Genomic DNA, 20107 nt, shown 5'->3' on the forward strand with positions numbered 1-20107 from the left:
TCGTTAGAGTAGGCGCACCATGACTGCGCCAGCTGATGCCTCTCGGCCACCCTTCTACGTCACCACGGCGATCGCCTACCCCAACGGCGCTCCCCACATCGGACACGCCTACGAGTACATCGCCACCGACACCATCGCGCGCTTCAAGCGCCTCGACGGCTACGACGTGCGATTCCTGACGGGCACCGACGAGCACGGCCTGAAGATGCAGCAGACCGCACAGACCGAGGGCGTGGACGTGCGCGAGCTCGCGGCGCGCAACTCCGACGCATTCCAGACTGCGCAGGATCTGCTGAAAATCTCGTACGGACGCTTCATCCGCACCACCGACGCCGATCACCACGCCGCCAGCCAGGAACTGTGGAAGCGGATGGAAGCGAACGGCGACATCTACCTCGACTCCTACTCCGGCTGGTACTCGGTGCGAGACGAGGCGTTCTACACCGAGGCCGAGACCACTCTCGGCGAGGACGGCTCGCGCGTCGCGACGGAGACGAACACTCCGGTCGAGTGGACCGAGGAGTCGTCGTACTTCTTCAAGCTGTCGCAGTACCAGGACAAACTGCTCGAGCTGTACGACGCGTCGCCGGACTTCATCGCACCGAACACGCGCCGCAACGAGATCGTGAATTTCGTCAAGGGTGGCCTGCGCGACCTGTCGATCTCCCGAACCACGTTCGACTGGGGTGTGCCGGTGCCCGGCGATCCCGCGCACGTGATGTACGTGTGGGTCGACGCACTCACCAACTACCTCACCGGTGCCGGCTATCCCGACATCGAGTCGGAGTCGTACCGGAAGTTCTGGCCGGCCGATCTGCACATCATCGGCAAGGACATCACCCGCTTCCACACCGTCTACTGGCCTGCGTTCCTGATGTCCGCGGGCATCGAGCTTCCCAAGCGGGTGTTCGTGCACGGGTTCCTGAACGTCAAGGGCGAGAAGATGTCCAAGTCTCTCGGCAACGTTCTCGACCCGAAGTCGTTGGTGGAGAACTACGGTCTCGATCCGGTGCGCTTCTTCTTCCTGCGTGAGGTCTCGTTCGGTCAGGACGGCAGCTACAGCCACGAGGCCATCGTCGCCCGCGTCAACGCCGACCTGTCCAACGAACTCGGCAACCTCGCGCAGCGTTCGCTGACGATGGTCGCCAAGAACCTCGACGGAGCGCTCCCGACCCCGGGAGAATTCACTGCCGAGGACGAGGCGATGCTGGCTCGCGCGGATGCACTCCTCGAGATCTGCCGACGCGAATTCGACGTTCAGGCAATCCATTCCGCGCTCGAAGCGATCTGGTCGGTGCTCGGTGAGACCAACCGCTACTTCTCGCTGCAGCAACCGTGGGTACTGCGCAAGACCGACCCCGATCGTATGGCCACCGTGCTGTACGTGACGATCGAGGTGCTGCGCATCGTGAGCATCCTGACCCAGCCCGTCATGCCCGATTCCGCGTCGCGCATCCTCGACCTGCTCGGTGCGTCGAATCGCGAATTCACCGACATCGCAACACGTTCGGTGCCCGGTACTGCACTGCCGACCCCGACGCCGGTGTTCCCCAAGTACGAGTAGAGCACTCCGCCGCTCTCACAAGGTCTTTTCGAGCTCCTCCAACGTGTTCTCCAGATGCGTCAGCATGCGCTGCAGGTGCGGCACACTGCGTCGACATCCGATGAGCCCGAAGTTCAACGAATCGCCGTTGCTGGCGACGGTGATGTTGAGCGCCTGCCCGTCGGCCACGATCGATGCCGGGTAGATGCCGTCGAGTTTCGCACCGTTCCAGTACAGATCTTCCTTGGATCCGGGCACGTTGGAGATGATGACGTTGAACGGCGGCGGGGTGTAGTCGACGAATCCCGGCACCGGGCCGAACAGCAACGGGGCCATGGTGATTGCGCCGACGGTGAGCGCCTCGAGAGTGTTGAGTTCGCTCATCATCTGCTTGCCCTTGACGGTCGAATCCTTGATTCGCTCCAGCCGCAGGATCGGATCGGATTCGTCGGTGCCCAGATTGCACAGGATGACCGTCACCGAGTTACCGGCCTCCCTGTCGTCGCCCTCCTTGCGGAGCGAGACCGGCACCATCGCGATCAGCGGTTCCTCGGGCAATGCGTTCTGATCGATGAGGTACGCCCGCAGCGCCCCGGCGCACATCGCGAGCACCATGTCGTTGAGCGTCGCATCCAGTGCCGTACCGACCGTGCGGATGCGCTCGATCGACCAGCTCTCGGCGGCGAAGCGGCGCGCCCCGCCGATGGGCACGTTGAACATGGTGCGCGGCGCTCGCAACGGCAGCTGCGCTCCTTCTTTCTTCAACGCGCGCAACCCGATTCGCGCCGAAGCGGGTGCGAAGTCGACCAGGTCCCCGACAATCTTGCGTCCCATCGAGAGCCCGGTGCCCAGCTGAGCAAGCCGTCCTGGCTGCTCGACGGCGGCCTGCTTCTTGCGTCGACCGAACAGCGACGGGTCCCACGTTGCGACGCCGTTTCGATCGTCGGGATCGGTGGTGAGCGTGCGCTGCATCAGCTTCAGCGCGCTGACGCCGTCGACCAGTGAGTGGTGCACCTTGGTGTACAACGCAATTCGGCCGTCCGCCAGTCCCTCGATGATGTGCAGCTCCCACATCGGACGGTAGCGATCGAGCGGTGCACTGTGATTGAGCGACAGGAATTGGAACAGCTCACGAATGCGACCGGGAGCAGGCAGCACCGTACGCCGAACGTGGTACTCGAAGTCCACATCCGGGTCGAAGGCCCAGGCCAGATTGCCCATGATCTGTACCGGACGCGACGGCCGCTTGCGGAAGAGTTCGTGCACCTCCCCGGTGGTGAACTTGCGGTGCACTTCCTCGGCGAAGTCGTGCGGATCACCGGGCGGTACGAACAACTCCAGACCGCCCACGTGCATCGGGTGTTCCCGTGACTCGGCGATCAGAAACATCGATTCCGTGATGGGCATGAGTGCCATGAGCTGTCCCTTTTCCATTCGTTTTCGGTCACGGTACTGCACCGAATGTGACTCAGAACACGACCTTACGTCCGGTCACGAAAAGGTACCCGCTATTGTCCGTTACCAGGGGTTCCAAATAGAGCGGGGTTCCGACGCACGGCGCACACGCGCCGCGCACCGACGACGGGGATGGAGGCGACGGCTATGAATCCGGCGCTCACCGTAGTGAAATCGACCGACCCGGCAGCCACCGCACGCCGACGCGACATCCGCGGCGCGAGCCTGCAGTCGCAGATTCTGTCCAAGTACCTGCAGTTCACAGTGCGTCCGTTCCTGACGGTCTGGGCTCAGGCACCGTCGCTTCCATGGCCGATGGGGTTGGTCGACTACGCCGGACTGCTCGTCCCCCAGATCAGCGGCACCACCCGCAGCCGCGTCATGCTGGCCGAATGCGAGGCCGAATGGATTCGCGCCGAGGGCACCGGCACCGATCGCGTGGTCCTCTACATGCACGGCGGCGCATTCGTCTGCTGCGGTCTGCGCACCCACCGCCGGATGACCTCGCGCGTGTCGAAGAGCGTCGACGGCTCGGTGCTGTCGGTGAACTACCGGATGATGCCGCGCAACCCGATCAGCCATGCCGTCGAGGACGGCGTCGACGCGTACCGCTTCCTGCTCGATTCCGGCTACCGACCGGAGCAGATCGTCCTGGGCGGCGACTCGGCAGGCGGATACCTCGCGTTCATGGTCACCCTGGCGCTGCGCACCGTCGGTTTGCCCGCCCCCGCAGGGATCTTCACCATGTCTCCGCTCACCGATATGGACCCTTCCGGCAAGCTCGAGCACGAGAACGCATCGAAGTGTTCGGTCTTTCCGGCCGACGCAGTTCCGGCGCTGACCGCACTGGCCGATCGCGTCGACGCGCGCATCGTCGTCGACGGCCGACGGGGCCCGCGAGTCTCGCCCGTCGACGGTGATCTCACCGGCATGCCGCCGGTGCTGATTCAGGTCGGTTCCACCGAAATGGTCTATGCCGACGCAGAACTCATGGCCGAGCGCCTCGCTGTCGCCGGAGTCGAGTGCGAACTCCAGGTGTACGAGGATCAGGTGCACGTGTTCCAGGCAGCCGATTTCGTTCCCGAGGCCCGTCGCGCACTCAGAGCGATCGGCGAGTTCGCGCGGAACGTCAGCCCCAGCAGAGAAAGCTGAGATACCTTCTCCCCATGGCAGTCACAGCGAACAAGTCAGTCGACATCGACGCAGATGCATCGGCGATCCTCGAAGTTCTCGCCGACGTCGAGGGCCTGCCCTCGTGGTCCCCGGTCCACAAGAAGTGCGAGGTGGTCGATCGTTTCGACGACGGCAAGCCGCACCACGTCAAGATGCACGTCTCGATCATCGGCGTCAACGACGAGCAGCTCGTCGAATACACCTGGTCCGAGAACGAGGTGTCGTGGACTCTCGTCGAGAGCACTCAGCAGAAGGCCCAGGACGGCCGATACACGTTGACGCCCAAGGGAAACAGCACCCACGTCGAGTTCGAGCTGACGGTCGACCCGAAGATACCGCTACCCGGCTTCCTCGTGAAGAAGGGAACCAAGACGATCATCGAAGCGGCCACCGAGGGCCTGCGACAGCAAGTGGTGGGCTGACCCCTACTGCTCTTTTCGAGCGGCGAGAACGGCCTCGTAGACCTCACGCTTGGAGACGCCGTCGACGGCAACCTGGGCGCAGGCGTCCTTCAACCGCATGCCCGACGCCACCAACGTCTCGACGTCGGCAACGAGGTCCTCGGGTTCCTCAGCGACGGCGACGGCACCTTCGAGCACAACGGTGATCTCGCCGCGCACTCCGTCTCGCGACCATTCGAGCAGCTCGCCGAGGCCGCCGCGTCGGACCTCCTCGTAGGTCTTGGTGAGCTCTCGGCACACCGCCGCCCGCCGGTCGGGACCGAGTACGTGAACAGCGTCCTCGAGGCAGGCGACGAGACGATGCGGTGCCTCGAAGAAGACGATGGCGCGGGGTTCGGCGAGCACCGACCGGAAATAGGTACGACGCTGGCCCTGCTTGCGTGGCGCGAACCCGTCGAAGCAGAACCGTTCGACGGGCAGGCCGGACAACGCGAGCGCGGTCGTCACCGCCGACGGACCGGGCAGACACGTCACCGGCAGATCGGCCTCGACGCATGCCGCCACGAGGCGATATCCGGGATCGCTCACCGACGGCATCCCGGCGTCGGTGACCAACAGCACCGTCCTGCCCTCGGCCACGGCCTCGACGAGAGCCGGAAGGCGGGCCGTCTCGACCTGATCGTAGAAACTGACGACCCTGCCCGTGATCGCCACGCCGAGGGCCGAGGCGAGTTGTTTGGTGCGCCGGGTGTCCTCGGCAGCGACGATCTCGGCACTGCCGAGGGCATCACGCAGGCGCTGCGAGGCATCACCGACGTCGCCCATCGGGGTGGCGGCAAGGATGAGCATGCCTCCAGTGTCCCGCATGCGATACAGCGGCGTGTCGGGCACTGCCGATCAACGCCTACGATCGGTACGTGACCTTGACGACCTCTGAGCGCTCCGGCGACCGGTCGATGGTCAGTCCCGGGCCCACCGTTGCCGCGCGCGACTGGTTCCACGACACCGATGCCCGACGCGGTTGGATCGTCACCGTCGTCATCACCGTCATCTGCGCGATCACTCGGTTCACGATGTTGCGTTACCCCACCGACGCGGGAACCCCGGTCTTCGACGAGAAGCACTACGCACCGCAGGGGTATCAGGTACTGACCGGCGGCGGCCTCGAGGACAACCCAGCGTACGGCCTCGTGGTACATCCGCCGGTCGGCAAACAGTTGATCGCCGTCGGGGAAGCGTTGTTCGGCTACAACGGGTGGGGTTGGCGTTTCTCGTCGGCCGTGGCCGGAACCCTGTTGGTACTGCTGGTCATTCGGATCGTGCGACGGCTCGCCCGATCGACTCTCGTCGGTGCGATCGCAGGGATTCTGCTGACCGTCGACGGCGTGACGTTCGTCAGCAGCCGAATAGGCATGCTGGACATCTTTCTCGCTCTCTTCGTCACTGCTGCACTGGGCTGCTTGGTGGTCGACCGCGACGACATGCGACGGCGTCTGTCGAGGGTGCGGGCCGAAGGTCGAATCGATGCCAGTGTGCTGGGGCCGCGAATGGGCGTGCGCTGGTGGAGATTCGGGGCCGGCGTCATGCTGGGTCTCGCCTGCGGCACCAAGTGGTCGGGTTTGTACTTCATCGCGTTCTTCGGATTGCTCAGTGTGGCATTCGATGTGGCGGCGCGGCGGTCCTACGGCGTCGCACGCCCGTGGCGCGGAACAGCGTTGCGCGACATCGGTCCTGCGCTGTACGCGCTGGTGATCGTTCCGATCGCGGTGTATCTGATGACCTGGTGGGCGTGGTTCACCTCCGAGACCGGCGTGTATCGACACGAGGTCGGCAGTGGCGTCGGCGCAGGCGGTCCGTTCTCGTTCGTGCCCGACGCGCTGCGGTCCCTGTGGTTCTACAGCAGCAGCGTGCTGCAATTCCATGAGGGCCTGACCAATTCGGCCGGCAACCGCCACCCCTGGGAATCGAAGCCGTGGACCTGGCCGATGGGCCTGCGCCCGATGCTGTACTACTTCGCCGACGGCGAGAGTGTGTCCGGCTGCTCGGCGTCCTCGTGCGTGAAGGCGATCATGCTGATCGGCACGCCCGCGATGTGGTGGCTGGCACTGCCGATGCTGGCCTGGGTGATCTGGTCGGTGTTCGTCCGACGCGACTGGCGTTACGCAACAGTGCTCGTCGCGTACTCCGCAGCGCTACTGCCCTGGTTCACCACACTCGACCGACAGATGTACTACTTCTACGCGGTGGCGCTCGCGCCGTTCATGGTGATGGGCTTCGCATTGGTGCTGGGCGACATCATCGGCAAAGCCACCGCGTCGGCCGAACGGCGAGGTACCGGACTACTACTGGTGTCCTTGTACCTCGCCGTGGTGATAGCCAACTTCGTCTGGCTATGGCCGATTCTGACCGCTATGCCGATCACGCCGCAGATGTGGCAGCAACAGTTGTGGCTGCCGAGCTGGCGCTGAGCGATCACGACAGCGGGAGTGGAGCCTGCGGAACGACCTAAGCAAGCAGCGCCGTCTTGCCCTTGGTGAGTCCGTCGATGCTGATGCGTCCGGCACCGAATGCGGCGAGCAGCAGCGCGCCGACGCCGAGAGCGACGACCAGTTCGTATCCGTTCTCCGTGGCGAAGACGCCGTTCTCGAAGTGGACGAAGACGGCAGCACCGAGCATGTCCAAGAACAACAGCAGGCCGGCGATGGGAGTGAAGATACCCAGTACGAGCGCACCGCCGCCGACGAGTTCGACGAACGTGGCGAAGTAGGCGGACGCTGTGGGCAGCGGGATGTTCATCATCTCGAAGCTCGCGGCGGTGCCGTCGAGTCCGTAGGTGTTGAGCTTCTGCCAGCCGTGGGCGATGAAAACGATACCCAGGCCGATTCGAGCTACGAGGGCAACGGCGTCGCGGACGACGGTGGAATTCATGACACATCCTTCTGACAGGGCTATACGGGCAGACCAACCCTGACAGAAGTAAGTTGAAGCGTCAACTCAACTACCGCTCGCACCTTTGAGGGCAGATTCGAGGAACGAACGAGCCTGGTCGTCGTCCAGGCCGATGGACCGGACCGTCCTGACGAACTCCGTCGCCGCCCGAGCCGCGATGTCGCGTGACGGATCGCCGCCCGACGCGACGAACGAACCGGATCGGCCCCTCGTCTCGATGATCCCCTGCTGCTCGAGTTCGCGGTAGGTCTTCGCCACCGTGTTCGGCGCGATCTTGAGTTCCTCGGCCAGACCCCTGACCGTCGGAATCTTGGTACCGGCAATGAGATCGCCGGATCTCACCAGGCCCAGAATCTGCATTCGCAGTTGCTCGAACACCGGGGTGGTGTTCGACGAATCGATGTGTACGCGCACGGTCGATGCCCTATCCGAGCGCGTCGACTGCGTCGACGATCGACGTCGGACCGGACGTCAACATCAGCGTCTTGCCCACTGCTGCATCGGTTTCCAGCAACCGAGCGATCACGGCGGCCACGTCGGCGCGAGTGACCTCGCCCGAGTCCAGCGGCGGCTCGGTCAGGGACACCGAGTCGGTGGGATCGTCATCCGTCAGCTTGCCCGGTCGCAGAATTGTCCAGTCCAGACCGCTTCGAGCCGAAACATCCTCTTCCGCAGCGGTTTTGGCCTTGATGTAGGCCTTCCAACCGGCGTCCAAGTCCTCGGCGACCGGCTCTCCGGCACCGAACGAGCTGATCAGGACATAGCGGCGAACACCGGCTTTCTCGGCGGCATCGGCCAGCAGCACGGCACCTGCACGATCGACCGTGTCCTTTCGCTCGGGGCCACTGTTGGGCCCTGCACCTGCCGCGAACACGACCGCGTCGGCACCTGCCAGCACTGCGGCCACCTCCTCGACCGAAGCCGATTCGAGATCGATCACCTGCGGCAGCGCGCCCAGCGCGGTGACGGCATCGACGTGGTCGCTGTTACGAATCAGCGACACCGCACGATCTCCGTGCGCTGTGAGCACCTGAGTCAGATGTTGGGCGATCTGGCCGTGGCCACCTGCGATGACAATGCGCTTGTCGGTCATATCGACTACTCCGTTCCTGGCGTGAATCTGTCGGGGTGGCTACCCGCGTGGCAGGATTACAAACATGACCCGTTCGGCAACCGTCTACCACAATCCGCGGTGCAACACCTCTCGCACAGCGCTGAAGATGATCGAGGAAGCCGGGGTGGTGCCGCGGGTGATCCGATACCTGGAGACGCCACCCACCGAGGACGAACTCCGCACGCTTCTCGCCGACGCCGGCCTCGAACCGCGTCAGGCCATTCGAACTCGCGAGAGCATCTACAAGGAACTGGGACTCGCAGGCGCGGACGCCGACACACTGATCGCGGCGATGGCCCAGCATCCGATTCTCATCGAGCGCCCGATCGTGGTGACCGACAAGGGCACTGTGCTCGCTCGCCCCGCCGACAAGGTGCAGACGGTCCTCTAGAGCGCTACAACCTCTCGCGCGACACCGGGCACGACATGCATCGGGGACCGCCTCGCCCCGAGCCCAGTTCCGATCCGGAGATCCGCAGCACCTCGATGCCCGACGCCTCGAGCCGTGCATTCGTTTCGACGTTGCGCTCGTACGCGACGACGACTCCCGGCGCAATGGCCAGCGTGTTGTTTCCGTCGTCCCATTGTTCGCGCTCGGCGGTGACATGGTCGAGTCCGGTATCGATCAACCGCAGCTTGCCGATGCCCATCGCATCGGCGGCCGCCTCGAGAAACGGGTCGGCCCCGCGAATACTGACGCCTGTGTCCTCGCGGTGAATGGTGAAGGCGGACAACGTGTCCTGAATTGCCGGGTACATCACCACCGCGTCGGTGTCCACCATGGTGCACACCGTGTCCAGGTGCATCGACGCGCGCTCCTGCGCGATCGGCACCACCAGCACGCTGTGCGCCAGGTTGTCCTCGAACAGGCTGCGCGCCAACGCTTCTGCACCGGCGGGCGTGGTGCGCTCCCCCACTCCTACGGCCACCACACCCGGGGCGAGCAGCAACACGTCACCACCCTCGACCGGAGCCGTCCGCGACTCGTAGGCGCGCCGCACGCCCCGGAACATCGGATGGAATGCGTAGATCAGATCGGTCAGCGATGTCTCCCGGACTCGGGCAGGCAGAGCCAGCGAGGTGATCGCCACTCGATCGTCTATCCAGAACGACGAGTCGCGGGTGAACAACAGGTTCGGCAGCGGATCGATGACGAAGTCCCCACCGTGATGCATTCGCCGAACCAGCGATGCCCCGATCGGTTGCGGCTCCCCCGTCTCCGCCTCGAGCAATTCGTCGAATGTCATGCCTGCCATCAGGATCTGCGCCAACTCGGCCGCGGGCACACCCCGCAGATGTTGGGCCAGGTCCTCGGCGAGCGACCGGCCGAGCCGTCGGGCATCGACGGCGGCGGAGATACCCTGCATTCGTGCTGCGCCGCTGACCGTCATGGCCTCGGTGAGGAGATCGCCGAGGAGCAGTACCGTGACCCCACGACCACGCAGGAGATCGGCGAACGCGTCGTGCTCGTCCTGTGCTCGATCGACCCACGGCAAACCGTCGAACAGCAGCTGGTCGTTGTTTCGCGGCGTGAGGCGTCGAAGCTCGTCCCCCGGCCGGTGCAGCATGACGGTGCGCAGCACCCCTACCTCGGAGTTCGCACCCAATGGGCCCGCAGCCGCATCGACACTCATGAACGAACGGTAAACCCATTCGTGTGCCGCCGCTGGGATCAGGACCTGAAGTATTGTCGAGGTCGTGCCGATGCCCGAGTGGAACGTCCGCGAATTGACCCCCGGCCAGCTGTCCGAGCGCAGCGGAGTTGCGGTCTCGGCGCTGCACTTCTACGAGAAACAGGGACTGATCAGCAGCCGCCGAACCTCGGGTAACCAGCGCAGATTCCACCGCGAAACTCTGCGACGGGTCGCCTTCATCCGGATCTCGCAGAAGGTCGGGATCCCACTGGCGAACATCCGGCAGGCGTTGAGCGAACTACCGGACGAGCGGACGCCGACGCGCGAGGACTGGGCCAGGCTCTCGACGCAGTGGCATCGCGAACTCGACTCTCGGATAGAGCAATTGACCCGACTTCGGGACAACTTGACCGGGTGCATCGGCTGCGGTTGTCTGTCGCTGGCCGGCTGTGCGCTGGCCAATCCGCACGACGAGCTGTCCTACTCGGGACCGGGTGCGCGCACGTTGGACGTCGATTTCGACGAACCCTCGACTCGACGCGGCTCGAGCAGTTTGGAGAACTGATCGTTTGCCTTCTGCAGTACGAACTCGTAGGGCGGGGCGAACTTTCTCGCGACCCAGTATCCGAATCTGATGTCGTTGGAGGAGTAGACGAGATACTTGCGCTTGGCTATTCCGGCGAGAATGGCATCGGCGACAACCGACGGTTCGACGGCACGCTTCTCGAAACGGTGTTGCAACTTCTGCACGCGCGGATCGTCACGATCGACGCCGGCGATCTGCAGTGTCTGCACCAGTCCGGTCTTGACGCCACCGGGCACCACCAGGCTGACGCCGATTCCGTGACGCTTGAGGTCGTACTTGAGCACCTCGGACACTCCACGCAAGCCGTACTTGCTGGCGCTGTAGGCAGCGTGCCACGGCAGGGGGATCAATCCGGCGGCAGACGAGACGTTGACCAGATGGCCACCGCGTCCAGCCTCGATCATCGGCGGCAGGAACTTCTCGATGATGTGAATCGGCCCCATCAGGTTGACGTCGACCATCGACTTCCAGTGCCGGTGCTCGAGATTCTCGACGGTTCCCCACGCCGAGATACCGGCGACGTTCATCACGACGTCCAGGCTGCCGAACTCGGCATGAATGTCGTCCGCGAATGCGGTGACGGCCTCGAAATCGGACACGTCGAAGGCCAACGAGTGACTGACGGTACCGCCCGCGCGACCGACCAGGTCCACCGTCTCGGCCAAACCGGTGCCGTTGATATCGGTGAGGAAGAGCTCGGCTCCCACTCCCGCAGCAGCGATGGCCGTTGCTCGGCCGATTCCGCTACCTGCTCCAGTGATCAACGTCTTCTTGCCGCGCAGATCGTATGTAGCCATCGAAGCTTGTATCCCCCAGCGGTTGCCACGTGTCAGTTCGATTTCGACCCTACGCGGTGACGACCGGGAGGGTCGTCACAATCTTTGCGACATCTCGTCTCGGTAGTCGGCGATGGTGCGCTCGATGCGCGCAGCATCGTCGTCGGCTCCATGTTTGCGTGCGTCGTCCGCGCGCTGCTGCAGGGTGCCGATCGCCTTCCGGAGCTCGTTGTCCGACATCCGCGGTTGCTGCACAGTGTGTTCCATGTCACACAGTGTGCCCGGCAAACTCGGGTGCGGCAAGCACACCGAGATCACGACATCCTCAGACGGTGACGGATCCCGACGTGATGTTCTCGCGTACGAAACTGGACAGACTCCGCGCCGCGAATTCACGGAAGTAAGCGAGTTTGTCGGTGGGCACCAGCGAGGGTAGGACGGTGTTCCACACCCTCTCCATGCGTGAGGGGGCATCCTCGAGGCGCGACTGAGCCTCGGACACCATCAGGACTCCGGCGAGCATCTCGCACACCAGCAATGCCGCATTGCCCGCGTCCAGATGGTCGGCGACGTCACCGTGCTCGATGGCCCGCTCGAAGAGATGCTCGAAGATGTTTCCCCAGGTGCCGAACACGCTGCCGCGGGCGGTGTCGGATCCGTCGATCTCCATCTGCAACCGGTACATGACGCGAACCAGGGGGTCCGATGCCGCCAGTTCGAGTACCGAATACGAGATTCCGATGACGGACTCGAGGGCCGGGCTGCGACTGTCGACCAAGCCGGCGCATGCAGTGGACACGCGCTCGTGACCCTCGTCGACGATCGCACGGGCCAGCTCTTCCTTGGACGCGAAATGGAAGTACAGCGCACCCTTGGTCACACCGGACTGCGCTGACACCTGACTCAGCGTGGCATTTGCGTGCCCCACCTCGAGAAAGAGATCTGCTGCAGCGCGCAGTGCGGCCGCTCGTGTGGCTTCTGCCCTGAGTTGTCTCACCATGTTGGAACACCCCTGCTCTGTCGACCTTGCCATGACATCGACGCTCTGTACGCGCTGGCCATCCGTCGGCCGATCGAGGTGAACATCGAATTCACTTCGCCATATCGGACTGTCAGCGCTCGCCTATAGTAACCGGTTCGGTGGCGACTTTGTGATTCGAAAGTGACAATTACATGAAGAAGGGCTCGATTACAAAACGATTGAAATGAAAAGTTCCACTTCTCCAGTATTCGTAACGACTTCGACTTCCTCTTTGTAGGCGCGAAATATCGATCCGGACATAACGCACTCGTCGACCTGAGCCCACACGTCCTCGATCGGATCCGCCAGAGTGCCGCTGGGCACGAACACTGCGAACACGCCGGTCGGTACCGAGACGAACACATCCCCGACGGCGACGTCACCGGGCGAGTCCACCGAGACCGCGACAACCGCATTGACCGTGCCGTGCGGATCCGGGACGTACACCGTGCTCACCTGGGTTGCGTCGGTATGCTTCTCGCGCACCCGGTCTCGCAGAAAACGCATCCATTCGCTGCCGCTCGATTCCGCGCCGGGCTCCACGCGCGGAGCCACCAACCCACTGAACAGCTCTGCGCTGCGTGCCGTGACGCGGAAGGTCATCACGAACCGCCGGGCGCTGTGATCGCCAGATAGAGGTCGATCTTGTACGCGTGCGGATAGCACTCGTAATCGCCGGTGAACGATCGCACGATATCGCCCTGCTCTTCGGCATGATCGATCTGAGTCCACAATCGGGTGAGAACCTCGGGGAAATAGCCCACCGCAGAAAAACGCGCATATTTCGCCGCGGGCACTTTCGCGACCAGATGTCCGCGCGCAACTTGACCGAGCGAAGTACACAGATAACCGACTACCTGCGTATTGTACGAGCCGATACCGGGGGCGAAGTCGGTGTAAATGGAAGCGAGCGGACCGGAGGTCTCCTGATTGAGAACCGCGGACCACGCTTGATCGAGTGCCGGGTCGTTGAGGCGTCCCAGCGCCCGTTTGGGGCTGCGAACGGGAAGACCCGCGACCCACGTTTCAGCGAGGTCGACGATCTCGAACGACATTCACACTCCGTAGAGAAGTTGCAGGGGCAGATCCTGTGTTCGGAACCGGCCCGTTCACAATATCGCCCGTCAATCTACCGGCGCGACTGGTGGGTGGACCGTCAATCGGTCAACCATACTTCGCACCCGTTTCGATCCCCGCAACAGCCGCCGCCGACGGTTCCTCTTCCCGAGATCACGAGGTGGCGTCGGAGCCCCTCGACCGGCCTACCGCGTCGTACGTCCTACCGTGCACGTTCGATTTCAGCACCGATAACTCGTCCCGTGCCTGCACTTGTCGAATACGCGACACCCGAAAACCGGTACGGACCATCGATCCCGCGAACGACCCGTTTCCGTGACCCCGCATTCCCCGAGGTAGGAACGGGAGAATTGTCGATGAATTTATTTTCCGCGCGCCGCGGCAGCATAACTCTCGTCGCGAATGCTTGACAGATCGCCCACAGATGTAGCGCCAACTTCGGAATGCGAGACCGGGAGAATTCGAGATTCGCATGAGGACAGAATTCGTGTCAGTGGCCAATGCGCCGTGTGCAGAATCAGGTCCGAAATCAGCAATCTGCGCAACCAACCATTGGCCAGCCCATGATGGGCCCACGTGCGATACGAGCTCTGGACGTAGTGCCGGTACTCGAGCGGTGGCGTCAGCAGCCTGCGTCCGGACACCTTCACGCGCATCGGCTCGATCTGCGCGATCCGCAGACCTCCCTTGTTCAGGCACAGCGACAGATCGATGTCCTCGTGCAGGTCGGTACGCAGGCTCGTACGACCGCGAACGGCTTCCCACGCAGATCTGCGGATCGCGAAATTGTTGCCCGATGCGGCAGAAACCCACTGCTCGGAAGGCCTGTTACGGACGGAACGGTCGACGAACGCCCGGTACGGTCGTGCCCACGGGGAGTCGTAGAGGTAGATCGGCCCGGTGACTGCGACGTAGTCGAGTCGGCGATCGAAGAAGTCGAGTACCGAGTCGACCCAGCCGGCCTCGACCCGGGTATCGGCGTCGATGCGGCCGATGATCGACCCGGAAGCGTGATCGAAACCGGTGTTACGTGCGTGTACGACGCCGCGCTCGGACTCCCGCAGCAGAACCACCTGCGGAAATCGCCGCGCGTATTCTGCGACGATGGCCGCGGTGTCGTCGGTCGAATTGTTGTCGACGACAATGATTTCGCGAATGCGTTCGCGCTGAACGAGCAATGCATCCAGGCATTCGCGCATATGAGCCGACTCGTCGAACGCAGGCACAACAATGGAAAGACTATTCACAACGCCAACCCCTGACACATTTTTGGCAATCGTGTAGCTCGATTTCCTCACACGGTGAACGCATTTGATTTCGAGCCGCTGACGTTGACGATGCTACATCATTACTTCAAGAAAAGAACCCGTCGAATTATTCGGACTTTATGGATCAGAATTCAGAATTCGGCGGAAGTATCAATCTTTGCATTGCCTCCCAATCGCGAAAATCGGCGTTGTCCCCGATCCATTGCTCCGCTGCGGGAAGGTCGTTCAACTCTCGGCGACGACGCGCCGGAGAGCCGACGTACACACCGTCCGGTTCACAATCTCGCGTCACCAGCGAGTTCGCCCCGATGATGCATCCGGCACCGATGTGTACGCCCGGCATCACGACGACGCCGGACCCGATCCACGCTCCCGGACCGATCACCACCGACTCTCCCCGCAATGCGCCTGCGCGGTGACCCGACGGCCCGGTCTCGTGAGTACTGGTGAGAATGCGAACGTGATCCGCGATGAAGACATGATCACCGATCACGATGTCGGCAACGGTGTCGAAGTAGCAGCCGAAGTTCACGAACACGCCGGTGCCCAACCGAACCGATGCCTGTCCTTGAATCATCGAGCCGCCGTACATCAGGCACGGACCGGTTGTCCGCACCCCGGCGGGCCGCATGACCGATGCGCGCAGCACAGCAGGCAGGAACGGCACATTTGCCAACGAGACGAAGGTCGCCTGACGCATCTGAGCCAGGGCCCAGCGGACGTCCGACGGGCTACGCATCCAGTCGCGGACACGCGCGCCGGCCGTCACGCGGCGGCTCGCATCCGTTCGTCGGACTCGGCTCGATCGTCGACCGGCAATGCCCGGCACGGTACTGCTGCGAACAGTCGTGAGATCGGCCACCGCAGTGTGTGCATCAGCCAGTCCATGGCCACGATGCGACCGAGCTTGCGCGACGCGAGACCGTGCGCCTTGTACGAGCGGTAGCCCGCCAACGCATAGTGGACGTACTTCGCCGGCGATGTCGTCGCGCGCCGACCGGATACCGCGGCCTTCATCCACCCGTTCTGAGCAACAGGCAGACGCTCGGCGGCCAGGCACAGGCACAGGTCGATGTCTTCGTGCACGCAGGTTCGCTCACTGACCGCACCGCGAACCGCACGCCAGGCGGATGCGCGGATCGCGAAGTTGTTGCCCGATACCGCGAGGGCCGAGCGCACCGACGGCTCACGTCGTTCGGCGCGCGAGTGCATCCACGCGAGCGGTCGAGCCCAGGGGGATTCGTACAGGAACGTTCGGCCGCCGGTAGCGGCGACGGAGGAATGCTCGTCGAAGAAATCGACGATCGAGCGCGCCCACCCGGGTCGAACACGAGTATCGGCGTCGATTCGACCGATGATCGACGAGTCCACCAGGTCGAATCCGGTGTTGCGAGCATGGACCACGCCGCGATTGGGCTCGTGCACCAACACGACCTTGTTCGTCACCGCGCGAATGTTGTTCACCAGCTCGAGCGTGCCGTCGGTCGACCCGTTGTCCACGACGACGATGCTGTCGATAGCGTCGCCCTGATCGAGCAGCAGCGTCAAGCATTCGCCCAGATGGTCGACCTCATCGAGTACCGGAATTACCACACTGAGAGTGTTCATTTCGATCCCCTGACAAATTTCGACATTTCAATTCTGCACAGCAACGGCTTCGAACCTACGACATGTTCCGGTAATTGCCTAAAGATGTCCCCATTGCATATCCGCAGCTCACCGCCCTGAAAGATTCTGCAAGTCGGGTCGCGCCGCTTCAAGCAATCGAATAGAAGGTTTCGCGCGGCAATTCTGCAATCGGGGTTTATCGAGTCGAGTCTTCTGGAATCGAATCCCGAACCGACCACCTAGTTCGGTCGATACAAATGCATTCAGAATTCACTTCGCGGTCGCACTCGTCCCGCCGTTGCCGGACAACGAAAAAACCGCCACTCGGGTGAGTGACGGTCTTCGTGTGGGTGGAGCTGAGGGGAATCGAACCCCTGACCTTCTCGATGCGAACGAGACGCGCTACCAACTGCGCCACAGCCCCTTTGCCGTCGTGCCGACCGGCTGGGTAACTCTAGCAAAGCCGTTTCCGGCGTTGTCTACGCGCCCTGGGCTCTGCGCATGTCCCGGTCCTCGTCACGACGTGCCTGGAACGGCTCCTCGTAGTGATCGAGATGCTCGAATTCGGGATCCTCGTCGTCGATCTCGAGTACCACCGCGCCGGGGCGACGCAGACGTTGCGGGACGAGCTCGAGCTCGTCGTCGGTTTCCGACTCGACGCCGAGGCGGGATCGGCCCATCCGGGTGAGCCGACGCCTGCGCACCTCTTCCTCGATCTGCACCTGACGACGCAGGTAGTACAGGTAACCGGCGAGGACGGCGACGGACAGTCCACACAGCCACCAGATCGTCGGGGAGACGATGAAGGCCAGGGCCGCGGTGGTGATCGCCGCGAACACGAGCCCGAGAACTGCGCGCTGCCGAAATGCGTAGCGCGCGGCCCGGGCAATCGCGTCGGCCTCGGGATCGAAGCCGCCGCGACCGCGTCGGCGAGGAACGAAATCGTCGTCGACGACACCGGGTTCGTGCGCGGGCGAACTTCCACGCGGTGCATCCGTGTCCGGTGCCTCGCGATCGAGGTCGCTGTCTGCTGCGTGAGTGTCCATCGGGTCCTCCGCGGTACCGGGTAGATCGGGTGAGTCTGGACGAACAGTCGCAATCGTGGGGCCGAAGATCTCGCGAGCCGGCGCGGAGACTCTCAGGTCGTCCTCCGGTCGCCAGTCGGGATCACTGCGGTGGCCGGTCGCGGGGCCGCGCTGCTTTCGCTTCGTGCCACCCCGATGCAGCACGCGTGTGGCGAGCGCAGCGTCCGTCGTCTGCATGATCTGCGGACGCTTGGTCATCAGCATGGGCAGAAGAACGAAGAGCCAGACGGCCACGAGACCGATCCAGATGATCGAGTTCGGCATCGGCGTTGTTCTCCTCCCTTTCGGCGACGGCGACAGTGAAAGACGTTCTCAGGCTATGCGGAAGACGAACGAGAACCATGCAGACGCGCCGACCCGAATTACACTCCTGTCACTTTGACAACACGAGTGCCCGTGCCGAAGCAGCGGAAATCAGGCCCACGCAGCCCGACCCGCGCGAACCAACCGATCGACGACGGTTCCCTGCACCTCACCCGAGGTGATCGCGACGAGCTTGTGATCGCGCCATTCGCCGTCGACGTCCAGGTACTTGTAGAGCAGTCCTTCTTCGCGAAAACCGACGTTGCGCAGAACTGCCTGACTCGCAAGGTTCTCCGGTCGCACCGTCGCTTCGACACGATGGAGTCCGACGGGACCGAAGCAGTGGTCGAGCCCGAGTGCCAGAGCCGCGGTCGCCACACCCTTGCCGTTGACCTCTTTGGACACCCAGTACCCGATCCACGCCGATCGGAGTGCTCCCCGCACGATGTTGCCGGTGGTGATCTGACCACAGAATTCGCCGTCGACCTCGATCACCAACGGCAGCATGTGTCCCTTGCGGGCCTCGGACTTGAGCCCCGAGCACAGGCTCGGCCACGAGGAGATGTGATGGCGTGAGTTCCAGCTGCCTTCCCCGCTGGGTTCCCACGGTTCGAGGTGGGCGCGATCCGCTGTGCGGATCCGACTCCAGGCGGCCGCGTCGCGCATCCGTACCGGCCGCACGGTGACGGTTCCGCCGGCCACTCTCACTGGACCCAATTTCGCCGGCCAACCTGGGTGGCTCGACCACGTTCGCGGCATCCGTCGATGTTATGCGCTACGCGCAGTGGCGTGGTTATGCGCCCTCCGCGGCACTCGAACGTGCCACTGGTGTCAGCCTCGTTGCGCGAGGAACGAGACCTTCACTTCTTCGCCGGTTCGGATTTCGGTGACCTCGGGATCGATGACGACCAGGCAGTTCGCCTCGGCGAGTGTCGCGAGCAGATGCGAGGACGATCCGGGTGCGCCGCCGAGCGCCTGAACCAGATATTCGCCTGTTCCCTCGTCGCGCATGAGCTGGCCGCGAAGGAATCCCTTGCGGTCCTCGATCGAGGTGATCGGCGCGACGGTTCGTGCGGTGACGGTCCGCCGCATCGGCTGCCGTCGGCCCAGAGCGATACGAATCAGCGGACGCACCATGACCTCGAACACCACGAGCGCGCTGACGGGGTTGGCCGGCAACAGAAAGGTGGGTACTTCGTCGCGTCCGAGTTGACCGAAGCCCTGGACGGATCCGGGGTGCATGGCAACTCGCTCCACTTCCATGTCACCGAGTTCGCCGAGCGCCTCACGCACACCGTCAGATGCGCCGCCGCCCACTGCTCCGGCGATGACCACGATCTCGGATCGAATGAGCTGACCCTCGACCACCTCGCGCAGTCGCTTGGGATCGGTGCTGACGATCCCGACGCGGTTGACGTCGGCTCCGGCGTCGCGTGCTGCGGCGGCCAGCGCATAGGAGTTGACGTCGTACACCTGACCGGGCCCCGGGGTCCGGTCGGTGTCGACCAATTCGCCGCCCACGGAGATCACCGACAGCCGCGGCCGCGGATGCACCAGCACCTTGTCGCGCCCGACGGCTGCGAGCAGTCCGACCTGAGCTGCGCCGATGATCGTGCCTGCGCGAACCGCCACGTCACCGGGCTGCACGTCGTCGCCGATCTTTCGGACGTAGTCGCCCGAGCGCACCGGACGGAACACTTTGACGCGGGCGCGACCGCTGTCCGTTCGATCCAGCGGCAACACCGCGTCGGCCAGCGTGGGCAGCGGCGCGCCGGTGTCGACTCGCACTGCCTGACGCGGTTGCAGCCGGATGGGTTGACGCGACCCGGCGGACACCTCGCCGACGACGGGAAGCGTCAGATCGATGCGTTCGTCGTCCTCGTTGCGCAGGTCGGTGCCCGCGGCCGCCACATCGACGCTCCGTACCGCGTAGCCGTCGATCGCTGCCTGGTCGAAACCGGGAAGGGGACGCTCGGTGACCACTTCCTCTGCACACAGCAGGCCCTGTGCTTCCGAGATGGCGACCCGAACAGGCCGTGGAGCCACCGCCGCGGCGGTCACCCTGGTCTGCTGATCTTCGACCGAGCGCATCTGGCCCTTCCTCTATGGCATCG

General features: G+C 63.7%; 23 protein-coding genes and 1 tRNA gene. 6 read left to right on the forward strand and 18 right to left on the reverse strand.

Features of this window, described 5'->3' with window-relative positions:
• Positions 1–19: 19 nt before the first annotated feature.
• Entirely contained in the window at positions 20–1564 is a 1545-nt protein-coding gene (gene metG / locus CH295_RS02750) for a methionine--tRNA ligase (RefSeq protein WP_094739732.1), read from the forward strand.
• 15 nt (positions 1565–1579) lie between these two features.
• On the opposite strand, the gene CH295_RS02755 is transcribed toward metG, so the two are convergent.
• Complete coding sequence (locus CH295_RS02755) at positions 1580–2959, reverse strand: WS/DGAT/MGAT family O-acyltransferase (protein WP_037192253.1); 1380 nt, start codon at positions 2957–2959, stop codon at positions 1580–1582.
• Positions 2960–3130: 171 nt separating this feature from the next.
• Between CH295_RS02755 and CH295_RS02760 the strand changes: the two genes are divergently transcribed.
• The gene (locus CH295_RS02760) at positions 3131–4150 is read left to right on the forward strand and encodes an alpha/beta hydrolase (protein ID WP_094739733.1); all 1020 of its coding nucleotides are present in this window, start codon (positions 3131–3133) and stop codon (positions 4148–4150) included.
• A 14-nt stretch (positions 4151–4164) separates the two neighbouring features.
• Entirely contained in the window at positions 4165–4593 is a 429-nt protein-coding gene (locus CH295_RS02765; RefSeq protein WP_037191993.1) for an SRPBCC family protein, read from the forward strand.
• 3 nt (positions 4594–4596) lie between these two features.
• On the opposite strand, the gene rsmI is transcribed toward CH295_RS02765, so the two are convergent.
• Entirely contained in the window at positions 4597–5421 is an 825-nt protein-coding gene (rsmI, locus tag CH295_RS02770; protein ID WP_252341882.1) for a 16S rRNA (cytidine(1402)-2'-O)-methyltransferase, read from the reverse strand.
• Between the two features lie 107 nt (positions 5422–5528).
• Here rsmI and CH295_RS02775 point away from each other — a divergent pair, with 107 nt between their 5' ends.
• Positions 5529–7040, forward strand: coding sequence for a dolichyl-phosphate-mannose--protein mannosyltransferase (locus tag CH295_RS02775; protein WP_094633224.1), 1512 nt, complete (start codon positions 5529–5531; stop codon positions 7038–7040).
• A 37-nt stretch (positions 7041–7077) separates the two neighbouring features.
• On the opposite strand, the gene CH295_RS02780 is transcribed toward CH295_RS02775, so the two are convergent.
• The 3 genes from CH295_RS02780 to CH295_RS02790 form a co-directional block, all read right to left on the reverse strand.
• The gene (locus CH295_RS02780) at positions 7078–7500 is read right to left on the reverse strand and encodes a DoxX family protein (RefSeq protein WP_094739734.1); all 423 of its coding nucleotides are present in this window, start codon (positions 7498–7500) and stop codon (positions 7078–7080) included.
• Positions 7501–7566: 66 nt separating this feature from the next.
• Positions 7567–7935, reverse strand: coding sequence for a GntR family transcriptional regulator (locus tag CH295_RS02785; RefSeq protein ID WP_037191990.1), 369 nt, complete (start codon positions 7933–7935; stop codon positions 7567–7569).
• A gap of 10 nt (positions 7936–7945) precedes the next feature.
• On the reverse strand, positions 7946–8614 hold the full coding sequence (locus CH295_RS02790) for an SDR family oxidoreductase (protein WP_094739735.1): 669 nt from the start codon (positions 8612–8614) through the stop codon (positions 7946–7948).
• 64 nt (positions 8615–8678) lie between these two features.
• Here CH295_RS02790 and arsC point away from each other — a divergent pair, with 64 nt between their 5' ends.
• Positions 8679–9026: an arsenate reductase (glutaredoxin) gene (arsC, locus tag CH295_RS02795; protein ID WP_037191985.1), complete on the forward strand. Its 348-nt coding sequence runs from the start codon at positions 8679–8681 to the stop codon at positions 9024–9026.
• A 4-nt stretch (positions 9027–9030) separates the two neighbouring features.
• Here the strand turns inward: arsC and CH295_RS02800 are convergent, their stop codons facing one another.
• On the reverse strand, positions 9031–10269 hold the full coding sequence (locus tag CH295_RS02800) for an arginine deiminase (RefSeq protein WP_094633124.1): 1239 nt from the start codon (positions 10267–10269) through the stop codon (positions 9031–9033).
• Positions 10270–10333: 64 nt separating this feature from the next.
• Between CH295_RS02800 and soxR the strand changes: the two genes are divergently transcribed.
• Entirely contained in the window at positions 10334–10834 is a 501-nt protein-coding gene (gene soxR, locus CH295_RS02805; RefSeq protein WP_082323715.1) for a redox-sensitive transcriptional activator SoxR, read from the forward strand.
• Here the strand turns inward: soxR and CH295_RS02810 are convergent.
• The 12 genes from CH295_RS02810 to glp all read right to left on the reverse strand — a co-directional run bounded on the left by CH295_RS02810 (position 10750) and on the right by glp (position 20084).
• Positions 10750–11652, reverse strand: coding sequence for an SDR family oxidoreductase (locus CH295_RS02810; RefSeq protein WP_037191981.1), 903 nt, complete (start codon positions 11650–11652; stop codon positions 10750–10752). The two genes, soxR and CH295_RS02810, sit on opposite strands and share 85 nt — an antisense overlap.
• A 75-nt stretch (positions 11653–11727) precedes the next feature.
• Positions 11728–11898 carry a hypothetical protein gene (locus CH295_RS27660; RefSeq protein WP_170945719.1) on the reverse strand — a complete coding sequence of 57 codons (171 nt, stop codon included), beginning with the start codon at positions 11896–11898 and terminating at the stop codon, positions 11728–11730.
• Positions 11899–11956: 58 nt separating this feature from the next.
• Positions 11957–12631 (reverse strand): ScbR family autoregulator-binding transcription factor, encoded by a 675-nt coding sequence (locus CH295_RS02815; protein WP_037191979.1) that lies wholly within the window; start codon positions 12629–12631, stop codon positions 11957–11959.
• A gap of 189 nt (positions 12632–12820) precedes the next feature.
• The gene (locus CH295_RS02820) at positions 12821–13255 is read right to left on the reverse strand and encodes an effector binding domain-containing protein (protein WP_094739802.1); all 435 of its coding nucleotides are present in this window, start codon (positions 13253–13255) and stop codon (positions 12821–12823) included.
• The gene (locus tag CH295_RS02825) at positions 13255–13707 is read right to left on the reverse strand and encodes a GyrI-like domain-containing protein (RefSeq protein WP_037191977.1); all 453 of its coding nucleotides are present in this window, start codon (positions 13705–13707) and stop codon (positions 13255–13257) included. The genes CH295_RS02820 and CH295_RS02825 overlap by 1 nt, the downstream gene beginning before the upstream one ends.
• 384 nt (positions 13708–14091) lie before the next feature.
• The gene (locus tag CH295_RS02830) at positions 14092–14955 is read right to left on the reverse strand and encodes a glycosyltransferase family 2 protein (protein WP_141216939.1); all 864 of its coding nucleotides are present in this window, start codon (positions 14953–14955) and stop codon (positions 14092–14094) included.
• Positions 14956–15121: 166 nt separating this feature from the next.
• Positions 15122–15766 (reverse strand): acyltransferase, encoded by a 645-nt coding sequence (locus CH295_RS02835; RefSeq protein WP_252341883.1) that lies wholly within the window; start codon positions 15764–15766, stop codon positions 15122–15124.
• Complete coding sequence (locus CH295_RS02840; RefSeq protein WP_094739737.1) at positions 15763–16605, reverse strand: glycosyltransferase family 2 protein; 843 nt, start codon at positions 16603–16605, stop codon at positions 15763–15765. The genes CH295_RS02835 and CH295_RS02840 overlap by 4 nt, the downstream gene beginning before the upstream one ends.
• A gap of 351 nt (positions 16606–16956) precedes the next feature.
• Positions 16957–17029: transfer RNA gene (locus CH295_RS02845), tRNA-Ala, on the reverse strand.
• Between the two features lie 55 nt (positions 17030–17084).
• Entirely contained in the window at positions 17085–17954 is an 870-nt protein-coding gene (gene sepX, locus CH295_RS02850; protein ID WP_037191973.1) for a divisome protein SepX/GlpR, read from the reverse strand.
• A gap of 150 nt (positions 17955–18104) precedes the next feature.
• The gene (locus CH295_RS02855) at positions 18105–18752 is read right to left on the reverse strand and encodes a GNAT family N-acetyltransferase (protein ID WP_037191969.1); all 648 of its coding nucleotides are present in this window, start codon (positions 18750–18752) and stop codon (positions 18105–18107) included.
• Between the two features lie 72 nt (positions 18753–18824).
• Positions 18825–20084: a molybdotransferase-like divisome protein Glp gene (gene glp / locus CH295_RS02860; RefSeq protein ID WP_032395737.1), complete on the reverse strand. Its 1260-nt coding sequence runs from the start codon at positions 20082–20084 to the stop codon at positions 18825–18827.
• Between the last annotated feature and the right edge of the window lie 23 nt (positions 20085–20107).

The organism is Rhodococcus sp. 14-2483-1-2, from assembly GCF_002259405.1.
Taxonomy (GTDB): domain Bacteria; phylum Actinomycetota; class Actinomycetes; order Mycobacteriales; family Mycobacteriaceae; genus Rhodococcoides.